Genomic DNA, 20,040 nt, shown 5'->3' with positions numbered 1-20,040 from the left:
GACCTACCCCCACAGCCGAACAGGCTGGCGCACGGGTGCCGGCGCTTTTTCGGGGAGGGTGATTTCCAAGCCTTTTGGCAGGATGGAGCCGCGCTCGGCGAGACCCGGATTGGCCTCGTAGACGGCCACGGTCATGCTCTCGTCGCCGTAGTGAACCTTGCAGATCTCATCGACCATATCGCCGTCGGTCGTGCGGTAAGTGGTCATGACGGCAACTCCGATGTTACAGCGTGCTTTGCCATGGCCACATAAAACTTCATCATGCGAAATTGGCTTATTGCGAGTACGTACTCCCCCTTGTCGGCCGCATCAGTTCCGAGCGCGTCGAAATGAAATGCGCGGTCCATGTAGACACCCCATAGGTCTTTCTTTGTAGACGCCATCACAGCCCCCCAAGGAAGGACGACAAGACGCCGTTGTCTTTGCCGTAGGATTTCAGGGATAGGGTGAATTCGATCTTGCGCGGGGCGCCGTCCCTGAGAAACACGCTTTTGCGCTCTTCCACCTGGTCAATTACCCAGCGGTCCCAGACCCAGCCGAGGCCGTCCACCATCATCATGGGTTTGGCCGCTTTGGCGCGCAGGCGCATCAATTCAACCTGCCTTAAACCGCCTTTAAAATGGGGGTAAATGACCCCATCAAGCTTGATGGTTTCGGCATCCGGCCCGGTGAACTGCAGAGCTGGCGCGCGGCCAATGCGGTTGACCTTGCCCCACCTGTAGGACGCTGAGCGGGAGAAGTTTTGATAAGATCCGCTGGAGATCCCAAAGCGAAAAACACCCAGCGCCATCATGACCATTCCAAGCTGCATCAGTAGTCCACTCCATCGTGCAGATCAGCGCGCCGTTCGTTGTCTCTGCGGTTCAATTCTCGCATCACCAGGCGGGCGATAGTTTCCTCGTCGGTGCCGGGAGGCGGCGCGATGTGAATGCTGATGGTGTCGCCCTCGCGGTGGACCTGCGTTGCGGGTGCGGGCTTTGCCAGGGCTGGTCTGGGGTCGATGCGTTGTTCGATTTCGGCACTGGTGGGCATGGCAAAGCTGGGCGTAGCCATGACGGTCGCGGCCATGGCCGCCTTCATTACGCGGGTGGGCAGGATGCTGCCCGCTACGCCTGGCACAAAGATCTCCGCGTCGCGCTCCCCAACCAAATAGGGCACACCCGGCATAACCGGCCCGCCGTGATCGCGGGTGCCCCTGGTGCGTCGTCGTGTGCTGCTAGACTGTGGGGCGGCGGGGGTATCCCCGGAGCCGCTCACCCAAGCCTGAAGATCTGAAATCCAGTCGGGTTTTAGGTCCTTCAGCTTCTGGACGATGAAATTCACCGCCTGGTCCACAATCGACGCCATCCCGTCCCAAAGGGATTTCATGAGGGTGACGCCGGTCGCGAACAGGGAGATCTCTTTGAACTTCTCGATGATTTGCTCAGGAACGCCGAGCAGATCCATCACATAGGCGAGAAGCCCGATCATTCCTTCAACGGCCAGGGTGAAGGGGTTGAACTCTGACAGGAGCTTGAACACGCCCTGTATCAGCCCTTCGTCAAAGGCGGCGCGTACCACTTCAATCTTTTCGGTGACCTTGGCCACAATCTTGTCCCAGTTGTCATAGACGACATAGGCAAGCGCGGCGACGGCGGCGATGATCAAGCCGATTGGATTTGCCAGGGCCAAAAGACCTAGACGGACAAAGGCACCGGCCAATACCCTAACACCTGAGAGCAAGAGCTTTAGGGGGCCTTTTCCAACCCAAGCCAAGAGTTTCCCAGCGGCGACGATAGGGGCGGTAGGGAGCCACCAAATAAATCGTAGCGCCGAAAACCCAGCATAGAGCGCTGCGGCGGATGCCAGGATTTCTCCGTTAACACCGGTCCATTCGCTGAGCTTGGCGACAAAGCCGCCAACGGCTTCACCCGCGCTTGTGCCCCAGGCCGTCCATTGTTCCAGGCTGGCGTCCAGCGGCCCCAGGAGATTGCCCAGCCACTCCCAAATCCCCTTCACGGAATCGGCAATGGCATCAAGCATGGGCGCGGCTGGGCCTAGGGCTTCCCTGAACCCGTTCCAGAAGCCGACAAAGAAGGCCTGAAGCCCCGACCAGTTGTTGTAGATCCACACTGCGGCCATGCCCACGGCGACGAGGAGCGCGCCGATCCCGGTGGCGATAAAGGCCATGCGAATGGCAACAAGGGCACCGCGAACCAGTTTGATCGGGCTTAGAAGCGCCAGGAGGCCACGGGCAAGCTTTGGTGCCAAAATCAGCATCCAACTGCCCGCGCGAATGATGTGAAGGAAGGGCGGCAGGATAGAGAATAACGTCCAGCGCAGGGCTATGGAGGCCAGTTTGAAGGTAAACAGCCCCACGGCGGCCTTCATAAATCCATTGATCAAATCGGGATGCGCTGCGGCCCATTCAGAGGTCGCAGCGATCAAGGGCATGACGGCTTCCATCAGCTCGTTGAGCTGGGGCAGCAGCACCGTGCCCACGACGACGGCAAGCCCTTTGGCGTATTCAAACAGACGCTGGCGCTGCACCAGGGTGGTTGACGCTTGGCGGCTGTATTCTTCTTCCATGAGGCCCAGCAGGCTTGCGGTGTCGGCGGCTTTGGCGAAGGCCTTTTCCAGCATCTCGGTGTTCTGGATAAGGGGCATGATTGCGCCCTTGGCTTCTTCTCCGAACAGATCCCCGACCATGGAGCTGCGGGCGTGCATCGGGATCTTCTCAAAGGCGCCCAGGACTTCGAGAATTGCGCCTGAGGCGTCCTCTTGCATCCTTTTGGCCATGTACACAGGATCAATGCCGAGGGCTTTGTAAACGGCAGCCTGGCGCTTTGTGGTGCTTTCGCCCCTGGTCAATGCGTTGGTGAAGTTTTTCAGGCCTGTGGCCGCGATTTCAGCCGGTGCGCCAGCAGCCAAAAGGGTCGCGCTCAAGGCGGCAATTTCAGATGTTGCGAGACCCGCCGTCTGCGCAACGACGCCTTGTCGGTTGATCACCGAGAGAATGTCGGCCTCATTGGTGGCCATGGTATTGCCAAGCAAATTGACGGTATCGCCCAGGACCATAGCTTCCTTCTGGGTCATCGACAGGTTTTGCCGCCAGCGCGCCAGGGTCGTTCCGGCCTCATCTGCGGAGATACCAAAGGCGGCGCTCATCTTGGCCGCATCAGTGGCGAATTCCAGCAGCTCCCGGCGCTTGACGTCGTCTGGCAGGTTGGCGTCCACAACACCCATTCGGCCCGCCGCAGCGATGATATCTGTCATCCCCTGGGCCGTGGCAGCAAGCCCGCCAGAGGTCACCAGTTCGCGGATATCTTTTGCCAGAATATTGAAGCCTTCAGGAGATTCAAAATCCACCACTTTTGAGACTTCGGCCAGGCGTTGCTCTGCCTGGATGGCGGGTTCGGTTAGAGCCATCAGACTGCCGCCGAGGGCAAGCAATCCAAGAGCTTCCCCCTGGAGGGCAGATCGGCGCGCCTGATTGGCTTCGAGCTGCCGGTTTGCCCAGTCAACACCAGCGCGACCGGACTGTTCGGTGACATCGCCGATCCGGCGCAGAGCGCCTTCTGCGCCTCGGGCTGGGCCAGACACCTGGTCAACCAGCTTCAAAATCAGCGCAATGTTGAGATTTCCGAGGGCCACTTTAGCCAGCTCCATGCTTAGGGCGGATCACCTCCGCCGTTCTGTGCTTCGGCGCGTTCCCGCGCCTTCTCTCTCCACATGGCCAGTTCTTCGATGGGCATGGCGTCCATGGCATCAGTTGGCCAGTGGAAGACGGAGGCGATATCGGCCATGGCGTCTTCCACGTATTCGGGGAGCTTTAGGGGGCTGCTTCCAGCTCCAACAGTTGACCGTCCAACTGCTCCTTCTTCGCGAAAAAAAGCAGTGTCTTGGTCGCCAACTCTGTGAAGTCCTCCAGCGCGATTTCAGCGGAAATTTGGAGGGAAGAAAGAGGCGGTTGGGTGATCCGGGGTAGGAGCTTGAGCATGGTGTCGACCTCCATGCGCAAGATATCTACCGTGCCAAGGCCGCGCAGTTCACCCGTGCTGGGCTTTCGCAGAGTGATTTCTTTCACTTCCTTGCCGTCAATTGTGATGGGGGTGGACAGGGTGACGGCATTCAACTTGCTGACTTTTGTCATTGGGTTCACTCTAAATTTGAGGGGATATATGACGCGGCGTGGACCGCCGCGCCCTGAAGTTTAAAGGGGCTTTAAAAGCCCATTGAAGCGCGCAGGGCCTCCAATTGATCAACGCCGCCGATGATCCGTTTCCCGGCCTTCACGTCGATCTCGAACAGCTCTTCGCCGTTGTGCAACATGCGGAAATAGTCGGTCTCAACAGTGAGCTTGAGAGGCGCATCCGAGCCGGGTTTCAGATCGGCAAAGTTGGTGACGGAAAACCGCCCGCCCACAGTGGCAACAAAGGTGTCGGCGGTGAAATCCTCCTCCCCCATGGCACCAGGGCGCAGGGTCAGACGCTGGCGGGTGCCAAACATCTTGATCAACTCGGGCGGCCATTCCGCCAGGGTCAATTCGGTGCGCATGGCTTCCATGCCCATGTCGACTGCAACGGGGGCATCCATGCCCGCGCCGCGATGGCTGGCGGTCTGCATCTTCAGCTCTGCGAGCTTGCCTTCGGTGACCCGGCCGCAATAGCTGCGACCGTCAATGAAGGCGCCGAAATTGCGGATAGTGCGAGGATACTGCATCATGTCCGTGTCTCCTTATGCAGCCTGTTTCACGTTGGAAACGAGGTCGTTGTAGTAGTCGCCATTGCGGTGACCCCGGAAGATCAGGTGCTCCAGCGGTGCGGGCGGCTCGAGATCATAATCGAGATAGAGCTTGCCCGCTTTCAGGGTGGTCTCGGTGTTCAGTTCCGGGTCCATCCAGCAGTTGAAACCCAGCAAAGCGCCACGCTGAACCAATCCCTGGCCAAAGGCCTGAACCCCGTCGCGCACGTCCATGAAGAGCTGCGCGGACATTGGGCGATCCATGGCCCAAAGATGCGCGTCTGCAATGCTTTGGGCGATGATGTCATTGGTGCGCACGACCGACAGGAAGGCCCATTGGGCGTCGGCGCTGGTGGTGCGGTTGCCCCAAAGGCGGAAGCCGTTGCTGCGGATGATGGTCGCCACTTCGGCTTCATTCATCCGGTTAGCTTCGGTTGCCGCCGAACTCAGGTGGAACCCGACCGGGCGGGCGGTGCCTGTGATGCCGCGCAGGATCTTGTTTGACGGCGAATGCCAGTAGCCATTTTGCACGTCGTTCTTGGCGATCAGACCGGCGACATAGCCCGAAGCCGGGCGGGTCACATCTGAAGCGCTGTCCACATCAAACGCCGTGACGGCAGGATCCACGATAAAGAGCCGTTCGGAACCGTAGTTGTCGCGGTCCAGCTTGGCGTCTTCTTCGGTGGTGTTGGGGCCGTCTTTCAAGACGATTGCCCGGTTCTTTTCGGCTACCGTGATAAGGCTGGAAACCACCGGGTTCACGCCGTCTGCCGGAAGCCCGGAAGTAAAGCCTGGCGCGGCGGTGATGCGTGGCACCATGTCCAGGACACTACGGGCATTTTCCAGGGCGAAAACGCCAGTGCCGGTGGCCGCGCTGCCGACCACATTGGCCTTGGTCGCGGCAGCGTCCGCGCCCTCTGCGACGGCGACGACAACCACTTCGGACGCGCCGTTTTCATAGGCGGCCAGATAGGCGTCGCGCAGGGTCCCGCCTGCACCAAGTTCATAGGCATGACGCGGCCCTTTGATAAGCACAGGCTTATTGAGCGGAAACCCTGCGGCGTCCGGGGCGGTGCCGACGAGACCAATCACCGAGCTTTTGGCGTTGCGGATTGGGCGGATGCCGTCATCGATGCCGATGACTTCCACACCATGAAGAAACTGTTCAGGCACTAGAATTGCCTCCATCGTTGAGGGTTTCGAGATTGCTGCGGGCTTGGGTTTCCAGTTCCCGCAATTGGGTGATGATGATTTCGAGTTCTGCCGTGTCAGTGGCGGTAGGGATGCGGTCTTCAGCCAGGCGTTCCATGCCTTCGACCAGTTGGTTGGCATAAAAGAACAGCGTGGCCTTTTCCAAAGAACGGTCCCGGACTGTCACGGGGTCTTCGCCGGTTAGGTCTGTTTCGAGTTTGAACCCGGCCTCGGCTATGGCACTGAAAGGAGCTAGGGCAGGGTTTGCAGCGGTCTCGTTGGCCTTCCAGGCAGCCCCGTAAACCGCTTTCAAAATCCAGTTTAGGGAGCGCTCGACCGGCGCAGAGGTCGCAATATGACCACGGATCTCTTGCGCGATTTCACGCACGGCTAGCAATGCGCTGGCTTTGAGCGCTTCAAGGTTAGGCGGCTTTTGTGTGACCGTTTCGCTGTCAAAATCCACATCAAGCTGATCAATCCCAACAGGCGGGATTTCGGAGGTATCCTTGATGAAAAAGACTGTGCCCTCTGGCAAAGACGTAGCCAGTTCGGACGCATCATGCCCAGGCGCAGGTGTCATTAGCGCGGCAGAACCTTCGGCGAGGCGGTAAACGATTGCAGAGCCCATGTTATAGCCCCCCCATAATTAAAACAGACACGTCATCCCAATCGCCTGCGGTGCCGTGCACATTGACAGTGTAAATTTCGAGATAGTTGGCTGTTTTGGCGTTTATGTAGCAATGCCCGCGCTCATCGCCTGCAGCCAGTGCCAGTCCTGCGAAGCTCCAAATGCCGTAGTCTGTGTTAGCCATCGGTGTGGCAAAATTGATCCTGAAAAGCCCGGCACCAAGATCTGTGACGCTGGACACATTCAGGGCATCTCGGACTTGCAGCGTCCCTTGGCCGTTAAAATTGACCCAGGCAGACGGCAGATTGTTTGATCCCATCAGCGCAAATTCGGAGGCATGTTTTCCGTCGAGCATGTCAGCATTCAGCCCAGAGCCTGCGCCGTGGTTGCCTGCGTGCCAGGCCTTGTGCCCTTTGATCACGAAATCTGTATCGCAGTACCACCAATCATTTTGGCGGGAAAAGCCAAATTCGAAATCCCAATCCCAATTGGAGTCGTCTGATTTCCTAGGGGTCAAATACCAGCGCGACCCGTCACCGGCCCAGCCTTGGAAAATCTGCTTTGATCCACCAAGGTTGGTCAGTGCGCCGCTTTGGTCCGCTCGGAAAAAGCTAGTGGCTTGCAGCCCGTCCAGCTTGTCCGCATCCAACCCAGAACCGGTCCCGTCGACGCTGAGCAATTTGGCCAGGATATCTTGCGGGGTGTAAGTGGCCGCATCCAGTTTTGAGGCAATGAGCGCGGTGAGCGCCGACGAGGTGTCACCATTCTCGGTGATGGCCGCCGCCAGCTCGTTGAGCGTGTCCATCTGGGCAGGCGCGGCCCCGACAAGAGCGTCGATTGCAGCGTCGACGACCTGTTTGACGCGCAGCGCGCTCATCACCTTGGACGCGCTGGTGCCCGCCTGGGCTTCGCCCCAGTCCGCCAGATCCGCAGTCAGGGTCAAACCGCCGTCGAGAGTGCCGCCGCCGGTGATCCCGTTCCAGGTCGAAATCTGGGTCGCCAGCAGCGTTGCAATCTCTTGTTTCAGCCAGGCAGTTCTCTTGGCGAGCTGTTCAGCCTGCACATTGGCAATACCGGCACCGGCAGCAAGGTTTGGCGGGCCACCCAGGACCGGATCTGTTTGCTCGATTTGGTAGATGCCGGCGGCCCATTCGGCTGCCTCGGGAAGGTTGGTCATTGGACAACTCCGTGCGTGAAGCTGCCGTCATACGAGATGGCAGCGTTGTAGCTGTGGGCGGCTTCGATGAAATAAAGGCCTTTCAGGTGCGACCGTGCGGGTGCCACACGAGCAAGGATGTCGCGGACCTGGATGGCCCGGTTGGCCGTGATTGGGTGGTCTAGATAAATCCGGTATTCGGCCCAATGGTCGGGGCCTTCGTAGATCTCGGTGCCGTCGTAGCGAATACTGCCGTCAAACAGGGCGCTTTGTTTTGCTTCGACAATTTGTGCGGTGCCATATCCGGCAGTCACCAGGGCGCGCCGCACGGCCCCTATGGTCCCTTTGTGCCGGTGCACCGAAACTGAACCAGCGATCACACTGCGCTTGTCTTCATCCGCCCAATTTGGGTCCCAGACGTCGACAGAGACCGCCCAAGCGAGCCAGCCCAACAGCGGGGCCGGACACAGGCCGGGGCGCATCAATTGAGCAACGGGTGCCAGGTCAGGCTTCTGGGCGCCGAACGCCTGTTCAAGCGCCCGTTCTGTCTTGGTGCTGTTGGGAGGCAGAATGGATTGAAACTCAGACATTTTCCGCTCCGACAGTTAGGCTGGGGCCGGGGGAACAGAATGCAGCCTGATCGGCATTTACCGGAATGTCTGCGGCTGGCGAGGCGAGTTGAACATTGGCAACTCCGGGCTGGTGTAGCGCCGCGTAGATCCCAGACAGGGTGACGTCACGCCCAAGCCCGTGTTGAGCCGCGACATAGGTTTCAATTGCGGCTGAAGCCGCCGCCTGGACTGCGCCGGCATCTGGGCCGGATTGCACGATCAGGTGCGCCGAAATCGTATAGGTCAGGATCTCGGCCGCCTGGACCGTGACCTGGTCATTCATCGGGCGCACGTCCTCATCATTTAGGACCGCTTCAACGGCGCTTAAAACACTGTTTGACGGGGTGCCATCGCCGTTGACCGACAAGATTGTCACGAGAACTTCTCCGGGAACGCCGGAAGAAATAGCTGCGTCTTTCACTTCGCCAGAGGCCGACAATGCCCAGAACCGATAGGCCCCGCGAGGCCCCGCAGTTGAATGCCCTTCAAGTGATTGTTGTACGCGGCTGCGGAACGCGTCATCGGCCTCCAGGATCTGAGGCAGAGGCGGCGTTACGTTGTCGTCGGCTGCCTGCACAACCAACCGTTCGACGCCCCAAAAGGCAGCCAACCCATCCAGGTTGGTTCCGGTCGCCAGCGCCAGCATATTGGCCCGTGCCCCGTCGTTGAATTCCAGCCGGTCCAGCATTCGGAAATATGCGCAAACCCGCAAAAGCTTGGAGACCGGCTCGCTTTCCAGGTCCAGGAAGGGCGCGAGGTCGGGCATCTGGCTGATGGCTTCGGCCTTCATCTCGTCCAGCAGCGCGTCAAAGCTCACGGTCTTGATGACCTCCGGCGCGGGTAGCTTGCTCAGGTCGATAGGGATAAAGCCGCTCATGGGTTAGCCTCACCGCTTGTTAGGACAGGCAAGGAAATCACATTGCCATCGGTGTCCGTCAGTTCCAGCTCGGCATACCCCGCGCGGGCGTCGATCACCTGGACGCGGCCCAGCTCGATGCGGGGTTCCCACAACGCGAGCGCTTCAGCCGTGGCTTGATAGACGTCAATGAGGGTTTCACCGTTCAAAGGCTGGTCGATTACGGCAGGCAAATCGGAGCCATAGTCACGCAGCATCACCAGCGTTCCTTTTGGCGTGGTCAATATATCAAGGATCGACTGCGCCAGGTGCGCGCCGCCCTCAATTGACCGTCCGGTTTGCCTGTCCATGCCAATCATTTCTTCGCGGCGCTCCCTTTGGCGGGCGCGGCTTTGGCGGGTTCTTTTGGAACCAGAGTGACGTTTTCATATTTGGCCTGCTCTTCGGTCAGCTCGAGCGGGCTGCCCTTTGCGCGCCATTCACCAGCGGTCCAGCCATCCGCATTGGCGACGTAGCTGTTCTTGGTGGGTTGGTTGGGTTTGGTAGGCTTGGGCATGGTCAGTCTCCTGCAAAAACATTGGTTGATCCGGTGGCGAGGTGCCCGCAGCTTGCGGCGTCCCCGGTGCGGCACAGTGGAATTCCCCCGGCAAAGACTGTGCCGCTGGCTTCGGCCATGACCGGGGCCGCGTGGGGGACGAGGCCGTGCCCTTCGACGGCGCAGTCCAGCACCGCGACCGGGGAGCCGTTGACCACGACAGTTGGGGCCAGAACACCGATCAGGGTTCCCCCCGCTGCGTCTTGCGATATGCGCGAAACTCCTGGCATCAGTTGAGCCTCACATTCGCGCCCTGAAGGATCAGGTCGCCGGTCGCGTGGATGGTGATGTTGCCGCCTGCAAACTCGATGTAGGAGCCGCCCTCAAAGCTAAGGCGGAAGGTGTCAGCCGCCCCGTAGGGCGGGTTCTTTCCTGTCGGCACCGCCCCCAGAATGACCGCCTGGGCCAGGTCACCGGAAGGTGCGCCAATCATCACCCATTCACCGGCCTGGAGCGGCCACCAGGAATGGTCCGAAGCGGCGCGCGGCGTCATCCAGGGGATAAGCTGTGTTTCCACATCGCCGCATTTGACGCGGGCCTTGCCACTGGGGGGATCAACTTCAATGACCTTGCCAGTCAGCAGAAGGTTTTCAATGCGGCGGTCGGCTTCGGCTGCTTGCTCACTCATCGGTGCCACCTCCTACGATTTCGTAAGTCGCGGTGTGATCGGGACCAATAGCCGGGTCGATGCCCACATAGAGGGCCATTCCGAGCGGCTGCAAAGCGGGCTGGTGAAAGCTGATGGGCTGTTGCCAGGTCACCGCCCAAAGGGAGACGCCTTTGGATTTGACCTTGGTTGAAACAAGACTGTGCAAGGCGGCGCTGCGCGCGCGGCCAAGCCCTGCCAAGCCCCAGTCCTGTTCGGGAACCAAAGTCATGATCGTTTGGCAGATATTGGCCGCAGCAACTTCGCGGCGCATTCGCAAGCTGTCGCGGGTCACCACATAAGCGGCCATCTGCAGCATGAAGGTGGCAGGGGCACCGGCAAAGGTCTTGTCCTGTTTCGCGCCCAGGCAAGAGACTTTGACGGCAGGCGAGGGCAGGCCCTCACGTTTCAGCTCTTCCAGGGAATACTTGCCTTCGTGCGGTTCGCATTCGCGCAGATCCGGCAGCAGATCCTTGATCGCGGCGCAAACAGTTGCAGGCAAGAGGCCGAGAAGATCCGGGGCAGAGGTCATTGCATCAGCTCCTCAAGCCGCGTGGTGACAAGGTCCTGAATGTCCAGCTCGTCGTCATCGGAAACGCCGAGATAAGGCCGGGCGGGCATACCGCTGCCGATTTCCTCACCGCCGATTTGGTGGTGGGCGGCATAGACCAGGTTAGAGCCAACATGGGCCTCGGTGCCGTTGGAGTAGCTGGCCATGCTGTCGCGCAGATCCCCGCCATCGAGCAGCAACGAATGCACATCATGGTCGCGGGTTTCGTCGTAGGCTTCAGACCAGGGGGTCCAGGCTTCGCCATCCGGGGCAGTCTTGGTGTCGAACCGACGCCGCGTGGAGCTTTCAAGGATCGCGCCCGCGTCGTCTGCCAGCTCAGCCATCTGAAAGCCTTCCAGACGGCTGAGCGCTGCAATCGCTTCTTTGAGGCCTTGGGTTGTGAGGGATGCGGTAACGCCTGACATGCTTAAAGCCCCCGCAGTTTTGCACGGGTGAATTCGCGCTCTGGGCCGCCAACGACGATGGGGCGGGGGCGATCCGGTTCGGTTGGCGCGCTGTCATCGCCGTCCGTTCCCTGGGCAATATTCAGAGTGGCAGACCCGCGCGCGATGTCTTTGAGGTGCTTAAGGGTGTCCTCATAGCGATTGCGATGCTCATCGGAGAGCACGTCACGGGACAGGGCCAGGCGATAGAGCGCAATGTCTACGCAGAATTGCACCAGCAAGTCCGGGGTCTCAGGCAAGGGAAGCGCAAACCGGACCCCGAGGTAGCTGTCGATTTCGCCGCTGGCAGACCGCAGGGCGCGGGTGACCGCCGCCGCATCGGGCACGCCGTCGCCGTCCCGATCCGCCACATAGAGGGCGTCTTCAGAATACAGCTCGGTGATGTCGATTTGCGTGGCATAGGCCATTGGCGCACCTGTCTGGTGAAAAGAATGAGGACCGGGGCGGGGAGGGCTTCCCAACTGCAGCGCCCCGGTGCCGCAGTGGATCATTGGACCCTAGGGATCTTGGCTAGGCCGCTGGCTCGGGGGCTTTGAAACCCCCGCGCACAAGCTGGTCCCAGATCTCGTTGCGTTCTGGGACCGCGATCTTGCCCAGCTCGTCGCCCAGCAATTCGTTCAAAGCATCAATCTTGGGCTTGCCGTCGCGTTGGAAGTCCTGGGCGGCCAGGGTTTTGATGCCCGCTGCAATTGCCGCCGCTCGTTCTTCAGCCAGACCCGCGTCCTCTTTGGTTGCCGGGGCAACCCGCAACATGGGTTCGCCTTTGAGACGTTCGAGCTGCTTTTCGGAAAAGTCCGAAGCGGTCACAAGGACGCCTGTCTTGGTGAAGTGGCGACCACAGCGCCAAAAGCCGTTTGCCGATACGGATGAAATCTTGAGTTTCGCTGCGCTCATGGGTCAGCCTTTCTATTTGATGGGTTGGGTGCAGGGGCGGGATTTGAACCCGCGACCTCCAGCTAATGAGGCTGGCGAGCTACCTCTGCTCTACCCCGCGCTGGGTAGCGGTTAGGCCGCCCAGTCGGTGTCCAGGACGTCCACCGCGTTGTAGTTGGCATTGGATGCGCCGCCTTCGCTCAACATGACTTTGACGGTCTTGTTCGCCTGGGAGCGCAGCTTGGGACCAACAACAAGCAGGCCAGGCTTGATGCCCAGGGGGCGACCGTTGATATCCTTCAGCGAGCGCATCTGCTCAATTGCGGCATCCAGGCTGTCGCCGTCCAAAGCCACGTTTGAGGCATAGGCCATTTGCCAGAGGCCAAAGCCGACGTTGGACCGCGCGTCTACACCGTAGAGGAATTCCTTGTTGTGGAAGACGTGGTCGGAGTTCTTTGGATCGACATGGGCGACGAACTCAGGCTTCTTGCGTTCCTGATAAACCAGCGGTTTCAACGGCCGGCTGACATCCAGCAGATACCACCAGGGGTTTCCGCCCAGGCCGGATGCATCGACATTGGATGCCACTGTGTCACCGCCGTTCTCATCATGTGACGGGTGGTCGGTGTCAAAGAAATACTGGCCGTCAAAACAGGTCTCAGTGCGACCGTTTGCCAGCAGGCCAAAGGTCAGGTCATCGGGCTGTTGACCGGCACTGTGCCCCATCTCCTGAAACAGAGGCGCATAGATGCCCAGGTTGTCGTCTTCGATGTCGTTTCGGTCAACGCCGACCGTGGCTTCAAAGTCTTTGTTGGTGATCGAATAGCCATGGGCTTCCATGTCTTTGATCACGCGGGCACCGACCCATTCCCGCATCTTGGGAAACTTGCCGAGCCAGCCATAGGTCTCGGATTTGGAAGTCGATTGGATGACAGTGGCGACCTTGGTGAAATCGGCCTCAGGACGAATTGCGGAAAACGCGTCCTGGAAATTCTTCTTGTAGCCCACTTGAAGGGCGGCGAGAGCGGCGGCTGTTACCATCATGTCGGGTTACTCCTCGGCCTTGGCTTTGGCGAATTCAGCTTCGGTCATGCCAAGGGCACGACACGTGGCGATCTCTTCGCTTGAAAGCGCGGTTGCCCCCTTGTCGGGGTCTTTGTCGTCCAGGTCGGTTTTGGCAGCGATGACGGGGCTGGCCTCAACCATCGCCTGGAAGTTTGCGAGACCGCCTTCGGAGCGGCAGGCGGCGGTGTGATAGTCGCGGCTGGACGGGGCAATCTTGCCCGCTTCCACAGCGGCATCCACAGCGGCGGTGATTTCTGCGTCGGCGCGCTTTTCCGCCTCGCCCTCAAAGGAGCGAATGCGGTTCATGGCCAGATCGTAATCAGCCTTGGGCACGAAATTTGAGGTGTCGGGCGTCTCGGCGCGATTGCGCGCGGTGGCTTCGTCCGACTTGAGCTTGTTGATCGCGGTCAGAACGTCGCCGTCTGATGCGTCTTCTTTCAGGCCCAACGCCTCAAGGGCGTCTTTATTCATGGTGCAGTCCTCCTGTGCGCCTTCGCGATTGAGGGCGGTGAGTTGAAAATTCGGTTGATTGGTGAGGCCCACAGACAAGACTTTGCTGACGGCTTTGGTCGCACGCGCAAAATTGAAAACCGGGCTGGCATAACGATAGGCGCGAGAGGCGACGGCCTCTCTGCCTGTATCCAGCCAGTCAACTTTTCCCCACAGGGCATTGTTGCGGGCTTCCAGCTCGGTGATCCAACCCACCGCAGGAGCGTGTTCGCCCTTAGCGCCTTTTTCCTGGGTGGCGTGTTCAAAATCGACGGGCAGGTCCTGGCCGTGGGTTTCAAACGCAGCGACCACGGCTTCCGGGTCATCCATTTTCCAGGTGCGACCGTCGCGCCCCTCAAGAGTTGGGCCAGCCGGTGTGAGCTGGATCCAGTCGGGCGCTTCGTCGCCGACGCTGTTCATGGCCAAGGCCAGAGTTTGGATTGAATTGGTCTGTGTCATGGGCCGACATTGCGCCACGGCGCGGCCTTACTCATCCCTGACGGATGTCGGGGGCAGTGGCTCGGGTGATTTTGGGATTTTGGGGGAGGCCGAAATAAGGCCCATACAGCGCCTCTACACTCTAGACGCTATCGTGGCCCGGAAAATTGCTCAAGGGCGTTTGTACCCCGTTTAAGTACCCTTTAAATTTGATCCTAGCCGGGCGGCAGGCAGGCGATTGCATCAAATCTGGTGGCCGGGTTGAAAATTCGCCCCCAACAGCCTATTTTGGTCCTGCGCTTGAGCCATTCGCTCGACCGGACCAGACCCTCGGTTTGGGATCGACAAGGGGTTGCGACCTTGCAAGCGCAGATCCACTCACTTTCCAGCTCGCTTTAGAAGGCGCTCAGCATATCGCCGGGCAGGCCGGTAAAAAGTGCTGAGATAGATTTCGCTGCCGTCCTGGGTCGCCTTGAACGCTGCCAGCCAATAATCGCCGTCGATCTCTTCCAGGACGGACAGGCTTTTGGGGTTGTCCCGTTGCACAATGGTGCCGCGCCCCAGAACCCGCTCCAGATCTGCAAAGCGTTCAATCTCGGCTTCTGGGTGTTTTTCCCGGCCCTTGGCAGCGGTGTAGTCTGAAAAACTCACAACGCGGGTTTGTGCCCCGATCTTGTCCGCAAGGGCTTTTGGCAGGATAGCCACAGGCGCGGTTCCTTGCGCGGTGCCGTCATGGATGCGCCGAACCCGCCAGCTTGTCGCCATGTCTCGTGCCGCCGCATGGGCGATGGCCGGATCTGCCTCATCGAGCTTGCCTTGCAAAAACTCTGCCATGCGGCGTTGCCTGAAAGCGCCGGGGTTGCTTTCCCATCCTGGATCAATGCCGGAAGGAATAGATTTGATCTCTCCCGTGCGCTCATTGAACACGTCTTGCATCGGCGTTTCCGGGCTTTCGCCGATACCGATTTCCTCGGCCTCGCGCCGGGTGATTTGGCGCACGTGGCATAAGCAGCCCCAACCATTGGGCGGATACCAAATTTGCCAGAACGGATCATCCACGGGCAGCACCAGGCCGTTCTTAGCCTCATGGGTCGGGCGGTGACGCTGGCTGGGGCCGATCAGGTAAACGAGATAGGGCAGGGCGCGCTTGCTGCGCTGGATGCGGTCCCACTGTCCAGCGGCGCGGGCTGAGCGCATGTTGGCGCGATAGATCGTCTTCAGGCGGCGGGGTGAGCCGAGGCGCACCTTGTTTACTTCATTGGTCAGCGGGTCGATTTGTTCCTTGACGCCCCACCAGCCCATCCGGCGCAGTCGTGGCTCCAGGTTCTTTTGAAACTGTTCAAACGGGACGCCGTCATCAATCGCCTTTTGCAGCTCGTCGCGGATGGTTTGAAGCACATCGACCTGCATAGCCTTGGCGACGGTGAAGCTGACCGCGTGTTCTTCTGGCTCAATATCCTGCCAACTAAAGCTAGGGCGCAGGCTCTTGTTGCTAAAGAAATTCGAAACCTCGGGCGGCGGTCCTGGGTTAAAGGCATAGCCCGGCTTGTCTGAATACTCAGCCATCAGAACCGTCGCCCAGGGCTCGGGCCTTTACAGCCGATTTAACCAGGCTTTGAACCAAGGCCTTCGTGTCCATCTTGGGGAAAGCCTCTGCGAGAGTAGCAAGAGCTTCCTCGTAGGAGGTCGCCGTTTCCAGCACTTCAAGAACGGGTGAAATAATCGGGGTCATGACCTCTTCCCAATCCCCCGCCAGCTCCCCTTCCAGCTCTTTCAGCGCGGCATAAGGGTCTGCACTTGGTTCGGTCGCGCGGTTCTTGGCCACGGCTTCTTTCGCGGGAGGTGTAGGGGCTGGCTTTGCGGCGGGCTGAGCCGTTGACGACACCAAGACCTCGTCGTCGCTATCCGGCTGCGAATAGCCGAGCTTGCTGCGCACCTCAGACTGTTTGATTTTCATGCCCCGGTCCACCATCTCGGCGGTGTGGCGCATGATCATGTCGACGTCTTCGGCTTCCTCAATGATGATCTTGAGCTTGGGATATTGCTTTTGCACCCCATAATTCAGATCCACATAGGGTTTGACCAGGTCACGCATCAAAGTCGTGGTGACGGACTTGGCGTCGGCCTTGGCAACGTCGTGGCGCACCTCGTTATGAACCTGAGCCTGGGCCATGGAAGAGCCGTTGTCGGAACTCATGGTTTGGCCAAGAACCGCCTTGGATGTTTGCTCGTCGGTCCAGCGCGCCAGGTTCTCAAAAACCTTGTCGCCCCCGGTGCCTTTATCGCCGCCCTCAAAGTCGATTTTCATGCTCTCGGGAAGAACTGCAGCCGCATCGGTGCCGATGTTTGCAACAGCGCGGAACAGGATCTCGACATCTTCTTTGGTAGCACTAGGGCCGTAGCGCCCCAGGCGCAGGGGCAGGCCGTAGGTCTCAATAAAGGCGGTCCAATCTTTGACCGTGTAGCTTTTGCAGATCCAGCCAAACGCAACCAGGCGCGCGAGACCGCCCCGGATTGGAAGGCCGGATTTTAACTTGGCTTTGTGGGAAATCCATTTGAAGGGCTTCAGCTCAACGCCATTGACCAGGTCTTCTTGGTCCAAAAGGCGAACCTCCTGGCCAGTGTCGCGGTCGAAGGTAAAGAACCGGGGGTCGCGGCGAATGAATTCTTCAATCCACCAGCTCTTTTTGCCGAACCCCCAGTCCAGTTCCACTTGTGAAAACCCTTTGCCCAGGGCGTCCAGCATGTCTTCGACCAGATCTGAAAACCCGTCATGCTCCGCAAGGTTTTCCCGGACGTCGTCGGCGATCTTCTTATCAAGCGGGTTGTCGGAGGCTTCCTCCACAATGGCTTCAACACCGGAAATCGCCCGTTTGCGAATGCCCAGGACTGACGCATAGTGCTGGTCCCGCTCTTCCATCTCTTCAGCCAGAACAAGGTAGTCGTGAATATTGCCCTCTGCGGCTGCCAAGAGCACGGACGCCAAGCGGGACGGGGTCATTCCCGATGCCACGGTTGGCGCCCAGGCGTTTCGGATTGAGGTTAGGCCCGGCTCCGCAATCCGTTCCACCAGTGCAGATTTCTGAATCGGGCGTCCAAGGTGGTCGACCAGCTGGTAAGCCATTACCAAACTCCTTTTTGGGCACGAAAGCCCGCTGTAATTTTGACAGGGCGCTGCGCGTCTTTACCGCCACCTGCAGGAACCGGGAGATAGACAAACGGCTGATATTCTGTTTCGGCCCCAAGACAGGCGAGAGCCGCCGCCCAGAAGCGGTCAGCGTGGCCGTCGGTGTCGGTGTCAGCCACAAGGCGGCGAATGCCCGTGGGGCCGGTCACCGATTTGATTGCGTGAAGATCGGCGCGTAGCTTCGGGTCGCCCTCTGGAATGAGCATAGAGCGATCCTGGAAGCGCTCTTTCAGGCCGGTTGCCATATCCAGCTTTGTGCCGGTGCCAAAGATGACGCCGTGTACCCGGTCTTCGCCGTGGTTGCGCTTGGCATCCTCAACCGGCTTTTCGCCCATGCCGGTTTGGTCCATGCAGCAACGGGCAACCCGGTAGCGCCGGAACACGTCGGCCAAAAGCTCATCCTGGCGGGCAAACTTGATCCGCTTTTCTGCGATGATTTCGCGGGTGATGAATTGGCCGTCTACCAGCTCCAGAACCCAGATCACAAAGAGGTCGTTGCGCGCTGCAATATCGACGCCGACATAGCAGATCCCGCCACGATAGAGAGCCGGATGACCGGCGCGCACATCTTCGCATGACGAAATCAAATCGTAGTCTAGCCAGCTCGACGCGGCATCCAGCCATTGCAGCTCGAATTCCTGCGACCAGGCGTCCTCGTCGGACATACCGGCCCGAAGCTCTTCGATATTTACGTCCAGGCCTTGTTTGACGGCCTCGTAGATATCGACGTGGTGCTTGGAAAAGCCGTTGTCCACGGTGGTCATCAGCTCGTGGAATTTGTTGCCCTTGCCATTTGGTGTGCTGATGACGCGGATTTTGTGACCGCCGCGCGCGGCAACCGGAAAGGCTGAGCCCCAGATCCTGCGGCTGTCTGCATGGAACGCGAATTCGTCAAAGAGCATGTTGCCGCCGAAACCACGGGCGGCATCGGGGGAGGCTGAAATCGCAGTAACACGAGAGCCACCAGGGAAGCGCACCTCCTGGGCTTTATACTTGGCTTCCTCCACGTCGATCAGGTGGGTGTCACCATTCTGGACCACTTCCCGCTTGTGGGCCGGGACAATGAAATCCTCCTCTGAGAATTCCGGGCGTCCCTTGCGCGCCAATGTCGAATAGGCTGCGTAAAAGCCCTCGGTCATGGGCTTTACAGCGTCTTCAATGGCTTCCTTTGCAGTGGCCTCAGATCGGGACAGGATGGTCCAGCGGGTCTTACGGCCTTCGATCTCCGCATCAATGCAGTCGTCAACGATTTCGCCGCCCGAGCCAAAAGTCTTGCCGCCACGACGGGTAAACATACCGATTTTGAAACGGGATTTGTCCGCAATCCATGCCTTTTGGTAAGGCAGAAAGGTGATGACCGGATCAACATTAGCTGCCATGTCTATCCTCTCGCGCTTCTGCCCAAGCAGTCATGTAGCGAGCGGCGAGGCTATCTCTTGCGGGGTCATTGCCAAGCAGATCCGGTGCAAAATCATTTGGGCCAAGCCGCCAGAGGTGACGGCAGTCCAGCGAGTTCACCACGTCCTTTTTGGCTGGGTAAACTTCAATCGCACGGGCATCAGCGCCCCAGGCTTGGTTCTTGATCTCCTGGAGCTGGTCCCAAGAAATAGTCCCGTCGTGGATCACCCAGAGATGGCCCAAGTTCTGGTCCACTTCGACCGGAAAGCCAAAAGCCTCAAACAGTTCTGTTTCGGGTTCGGTATTCATGCAAACCCCATGATCTCTTTGGCCTTCAAGGCGGCTTCTTTTTCGACGTCGCCAGCTTCAACAGCCTCATCAAGCTTGCTGGCCAATGCGGCGCGTTCTTCCTCGGCGATCCGGCTGCGTTCATCATCCATGAGCTTTTGCCGAATGCCGGAACTTGCCATCACGTCTTTGAGCATTTTGCCGATAAAGTGCAGTTCTTTGGGGTCGATCTCTTCCCCCTTCTTGGTCATCTGGCTTTGCATGACTTTGAAGGCGAGGGTGGTGATCATTTGGAAGAGCACGTTGTGGCGCTGCGCCTCTTCTTCCAAGCCGTTGTCGTTCATCCACCCTGCCGCCCAGGCGCTGGCTTCGTCCTGATGTTTGACGAACTCGGCATACTCGGTGCCGTAACTATGGATTGCAGATTTCTTGATCCGAAGCTCATAGCCTTCTTCTTCCAGGCGGAAATTCAGATCTTCGGCCAGATCCTCATAGCCTGCAAAGCCACGCTCTTTCAGCGCGTCTTGCAGCCATTTCTTCAGCTCAGAGGGGAGCAGGTCAACCTTGCGGGGCGGGGGCATGTCAGGAACCCGGACGTGGGCGTTTGACACCAGCATTGCGGGCCTTGCCTGTGGCAATGTCAACGCCCCGGCTGGTGATGGTCGCCACGCGGAAGGAGCCGTTGTCTTCAAATGTTGCCAAGCCTTGTTCCTGAAGCCAATCCAACTCGCCCATGATCTGGTCACGGGAAGACGAAATGCCGAAGTCATTACAGACGTGTTCCAGGATTGACGCGTTTGACGTGTATTCTGGGCTGTCCGCTAGGAATTTCAGGATGGTGAGGCGGCGGTGCTGGGAAATTCTGTCGATGTATTTGGTCATC

Annotated in this window: 27 protein-coding genes and 1 tRNA gene; all 28 read right to left on the bottom strand. The window is 59.1% G+C overall.

Annotated elements, in window-relative coordinates; all coding sequences use genetic code 11:
• Nucleotides 1-3: 3 nt before the first annotated feature.
• A complete protein-coding gene (locus ARCT_RS0115170) occupies nucleotides 4-207 on the bottom strand; it encodes a tail protein X (RefSeq protein ID WP_027240824.1) in 204 nt (67 codons plus the stop codon).
• A 175-nt stretch (nucleotides 208-382) separates the two neighbouring features.
• Nucleotides 383-811 carry a phage tail protein gene (locus tag ARCT_RS26280; protein ID WP_240476324.1) on the bottom strand — a complete coding sequence of 143 codons (429 nt, stop codon included), beginning with the start codon at nucleotides 809-811 and terminating at the stop codon, nucleotides 383-385.
• On the bottom strand, nucleotides 811-3,633 hold the full coding sequence (locus ARCT_RS0115155) for a phage tail tape measure protein (protein WP_161631328.1): 2,823 nt from the start codon (nucleotides 3,631-3,633) through the stop codon (nucleotides 811-813). The genes ARCT_RS26280 and ARCT_RS0115155 overlap by 1 nt, the downstream gene beginning before the upstream one ends.
• Before the next feature lie 17 nt (nucleotides 3,634-3,650).
• Nucleotides 3,651-3,785 (bottom strand): GpE family phage tail protein, encoded by a 135-nt coding sequence (locus tag ARCT_RS27600; RefSeq protein WP_084300883.1) that lies wholly within the window; start codon nucleotides 3,783-3,785, stop codon nucleotides 3,651-3,653.
• A gap of 26 nt (nucleotides 3,786-3,811) precedes the next feature.
• Nucleotides 3,812-4,132 (bottom strand): phage tail assembly protein, encoded by a 321-nt coding sequence (locus ARCT_RS26275; RefSeq protein WP_051360796.1) that lies wholly within the window; start codon nucleotides 4,130-4,132, stop codon nucleotides 3,812-3,814.
• Nucleotides 4,133-4,203: 71 nt separating this feature from the next.
• Entirely contained in the window at nucleotides 4,204-4,704 is a 501-nt protein-coding gene (locus ARCT_RS0115140; RefSeq protein ID WP_051360794.1) for a phage major tail tube protein, read from the bottom strand.
• A 12-nt stretch (nucleotides 4,705-4,716) separates the two neighbouring features.
• The gene (locus ARCT_RS0115135) at nucleotides 4,717-5,895 is read right to left on the bottom strand and encodes a phage tail sheath subtilisin-like domain-containing protein (RefSeq protein WP_027240820.1); all 1,179 of its coding nucleotides are present in this window, start codon (nucleotides 5,893-5,895) and stop codon (nucleotides 4,717-4,719) included.
• On the bottom strand, nucleotides 5,888-6,541 hold the full coding sequence (locus ARCT_RS0115130) for a hypothetical protein (RefSeq protein WP_027240819.1): 654 nt from the start codon (nucleotides 6,539-6,541) through the stop codon (nucleotides 5,888-5,890). The genes ARCT_RS0115135 and ARCT_RS0115130 overlap by 8 nt, the downstream gene beginning before the upstream one ends.
• A 1-nt stretch (nucleotide 6,542) precedes the next feature.
• Nucleotides 6,543-7,718: a hypothetical protein gene (locus ARCT_RS0115125; RefSeq protein WP_027240818.1), complete on the bottom strand. Its 1,176-nt coding sequence runs from the start codon at nucleotides 7,716-7,718 to the stop codon at nucleotides 6,543-6,545.
• Nucleotides 7,715-8,287 carry a phage tail protein I gene (locus ARCT_RS0115120; protein WP_027240817.1) on the bottom strand — a complete coding sequence of 191 codons (573 nt, stop codon included), beginning with the start codon at nucleotides 8,285-8,287 and terminating at the stop codon, nucleotides 7,715-7,717. The genes ARCT_RS0115125 and ARCT_RS0115120 overlap by 4 nt, the downstream gene beginning before the upstream one ends.
• Complete coding sequence (locus tag ARCT_RS0115115) at nucleotides 8,280-9,185, bottom strand: baseplate assembly protein (RefSeq protein WP_027240816.1); 906 nt, start codon at nucleotides 9,183-9,185, stop codon at nucleotides 8,280-8,282. Before ARCT_RS0115115 ends, ARCT_RS0115120 begins: the two co-directional genes overlap by 8 nt.
• Nucleotides 9,182-9,523, bottom strand: a complete 342-nt coding sequence (locus ARCT_RS0115110) for a GPW/gp25 family protein (RefSeq protein ID WP_027240815.1) — start codon at nucleotides 9,521-9,523, stop codon at nucleotides 9,182-9,184. Before ARCT_RS0115110 ends, ARCT_RS0115115 begins: the two co-directional genes overlap by 4 nt.
• Nucleotides 9,520-9,720: a hypothetical protein gene (locus ARCT_RS0115105; protein ID WP_027240814.1), complete on the bottom strand. Its 201-nt coding sequence runs from the start codon at nucleotides 9,718-9,720 to the stop codon at nucleotides 9,520-9,522. The genes ARCT_RS0115110 and ARCT_RS0115105 overlap by 4 nt, the downstream gene beginning before the upstream one ends.
• A 2-nt stretch (nucleotides 9,721-9,722) precedes the next feature.
• Nucleotides 9,723-9,989 carry a PAAR domain-containing protein gene (locus ARCT_RS26270; RefSeq protein WP_036784975.1) on the bottom strand — a complete coding sequence of 89 codons (267 nt, stop codon included), beginning with the start codon at nucleotides 9,987-9,989 and terminating at the stop codon, nucleotides 9,723-9,725.
• A complete protein-coding gene (locus ARCT_RS0115095) occupies nucleotides 9,989-10,387 on the bottom strand; it encodes a phage baseplate assembly protein V (protein WP_027240813.1) in 399 nt (132 codons plus the stop codon). The genes ARCT_RS26270 and ARCT_RS0115095 overlap by 1 nt, the downstream gene beginning before the upstream one ends.
• On the bottom strand, nucleotides 10,380-10,937 hold the full coding sequence (locus ARCT_RS0115090; protein ID WP_027240812.1) for a hypothetical protein: 558 nt from the start codon (nucleotides 10,935-10,937) through the stop codon (nucleotides 10,380-10,382). The genes ARCT_RS0115095 and ARCT_RS0115090 overlap by 8 nt, the downstream gene beginning before the upstream one ends.
• On the bottom strand, nucleotides 10,934-11,380 hold the full coding sequence (locus tag ARCT_RS26265) for a phage virion morphogenesis protein (RefSeq protein WP_036784972.1): 447 nt from the start codon (nucleotides 11,378-11,380) through the stop codon (nucleotides 10,934-10,936). Before ARCT_RS26265 ends, ARCT_RS0115090 begins: the two co-directional genes overlap by 4 nt.
• 2 nt (nucleotides 11,381-11,382) lie before the next feature.
• Nucleotides 11,383-11,826, bottom strand: a complete 444-nt coding sequence (locus ARCT_RS26260) for a gp436 family protein (protein WP_051360792.1) — start codon at nucleotides 11,824-11,826, stop codon at nucleotides 11,383-11,385.
• A 103-nt stretch (nucleotides 11,827-11,929) separates the two neighbouring features.
• The gene (locus ARCT_RS0115075) at nucleotides 11,930-12,313 is read right to left on the bottom strand and encodes a hypothetical protein (RefSeq protein WP_027240811.1); all 384 of its coding nucleotides are present in this window, start codon (nucleotides 12,311-12,313) and stop codon (nucleotides 11,930-11,932) included.
• Between the two features lie 25 nt (nucleotides 12,314-12,338).
• Nucleotides 12,339-12,413, bottom strand: a tRNA-Met gene (locus ARCT_RS0115070).
• A gap of 11 nt (nucleotides 12,414-12,424) precedes the next feature.
• Nucleotides 12,425-13,336, bottom strand: a complete 912-nt coding sequence (locus ARCT_RS0115065; protein ID WP_027240810.1) for a Mu-like prophage major head subunit gpT family protein — start codon at nucleotides 13,334-13,336, stop codon at nucleotides 12,425-12,427.
• 6 nt (nucleotides 13,337-13,342) lie between these two features.
• On the bottom strand, nucleotides 13,343-14,305 hold the full coding sequence (locus ARCT_RS0115060) for a phage protease (RefSeq protein WP_027240809.1): 963 nt from the start codon (nucleotides 14,303-14,305) through the stop codon (nucleotides 13,343-13,345).
• Nucleotides 14,306-14,662: 357 nt separating this feature from the next.
• Complete coding sequence (locus ARCT_RS27595; RefSeq protein ID WP_027240808.1) at nucleotides 14,663-15,850, bottom strand: phage head morphogenesis protein; 1,188 nt, start codon at nucleotides 15,848-15,850, stop codon at nucleotides 14,663-14,665.
• On the bottom strand, nucleotides 15,843-17,408 hold the full coding sequence (locus ARCT_RS26255) for a DUF935 domain-containing protein (protein WP_036784969.1): 1,566 nt from the start codon (nucleotides 17,406-17,408) through the stop codon (nucleotides 15,843-15,845). The genes ARCT_RS27595 and ARCT_RS26255 overlap by 8 nt, the downstream gene beginning before the upstream one ends.
• On the bottom strand, nucleotides 17,408-18,850 hold the full coding sequence (locus ARCT_RS0115045) for a phage terminase large subunit family protein (protein ID WP_027240807.1): 1,443 nt from the start codon (nucleotides 18,848-18,850) through the stop codon (nucleotides 17,408-17,410). The genes ARCT_RS26255 and ARCT_RS0115045 overlap by 1 nt, the downstream gene beginning before the upstream one ends.
• Nucleotides 18,840-19,178 (bottom strand): DUF7694 domain-containing protein, encoded by a 339-nt coding sequence (locus ARCT_RS0115040; protein WP_051360790.1) that lies wholly within the window; start codon nucleotides 19,176-19,178, stop codon nucleotides 18,840-18,842. The genes ARCT_RS0115045 and ARCT_RS0115040 overlap by 11 nt, the downstream gene beginning before the upstream one ends.
• Complete coding sequence (locus ARCT_RS0115035) at nucleotides 19,175-19,738, bottom strand: phage protein Gp27 family protein (protein WP_027240805.1); 564 nt, start codon at nucleotides 19,736-19,738, stop codon at nucleotides 19,175-19,177. Before ARCT_RS0115035 ends, ARCT_RS0115040 begins: the two co-directional genes overlap by 4 nt.
• 1 nt (nucleotide 19,739) lies before the next feature.
• Nucleotides 19,740-20,039 carry a VpaChn25_0724 family phage protein gene (locus ARCT_RS0115030; RefSeq protein ID WP_027240804.1) on the bottom strand — a complete coding sequence of 100 codons (300 nt, stop codon included), beginning with the start codon at nucleotides 20,037-20,039 and terminating at the stop codon, nucleotides 19,740-19,742.
• Nucleotide 20,040 lies beyond the last annotated feature (1 nt).

The sequence above is a fragment of the Pseudophaeobacter arcticus DSM 23566 genome (genome assembly GCF_000473205.1).
Lineage (GTDB): Bacteria > Pseudomonadota > Alphaproteobacteria > Rhodobacterales > Rhodobacteraceae > Pseudophaeobacter > Pseudophaeobacter arcticus.
Note: the sequence above shows the minus strand (reverse complement) of the source record. Positions and strands in the feature narration are given on the sequence as shown.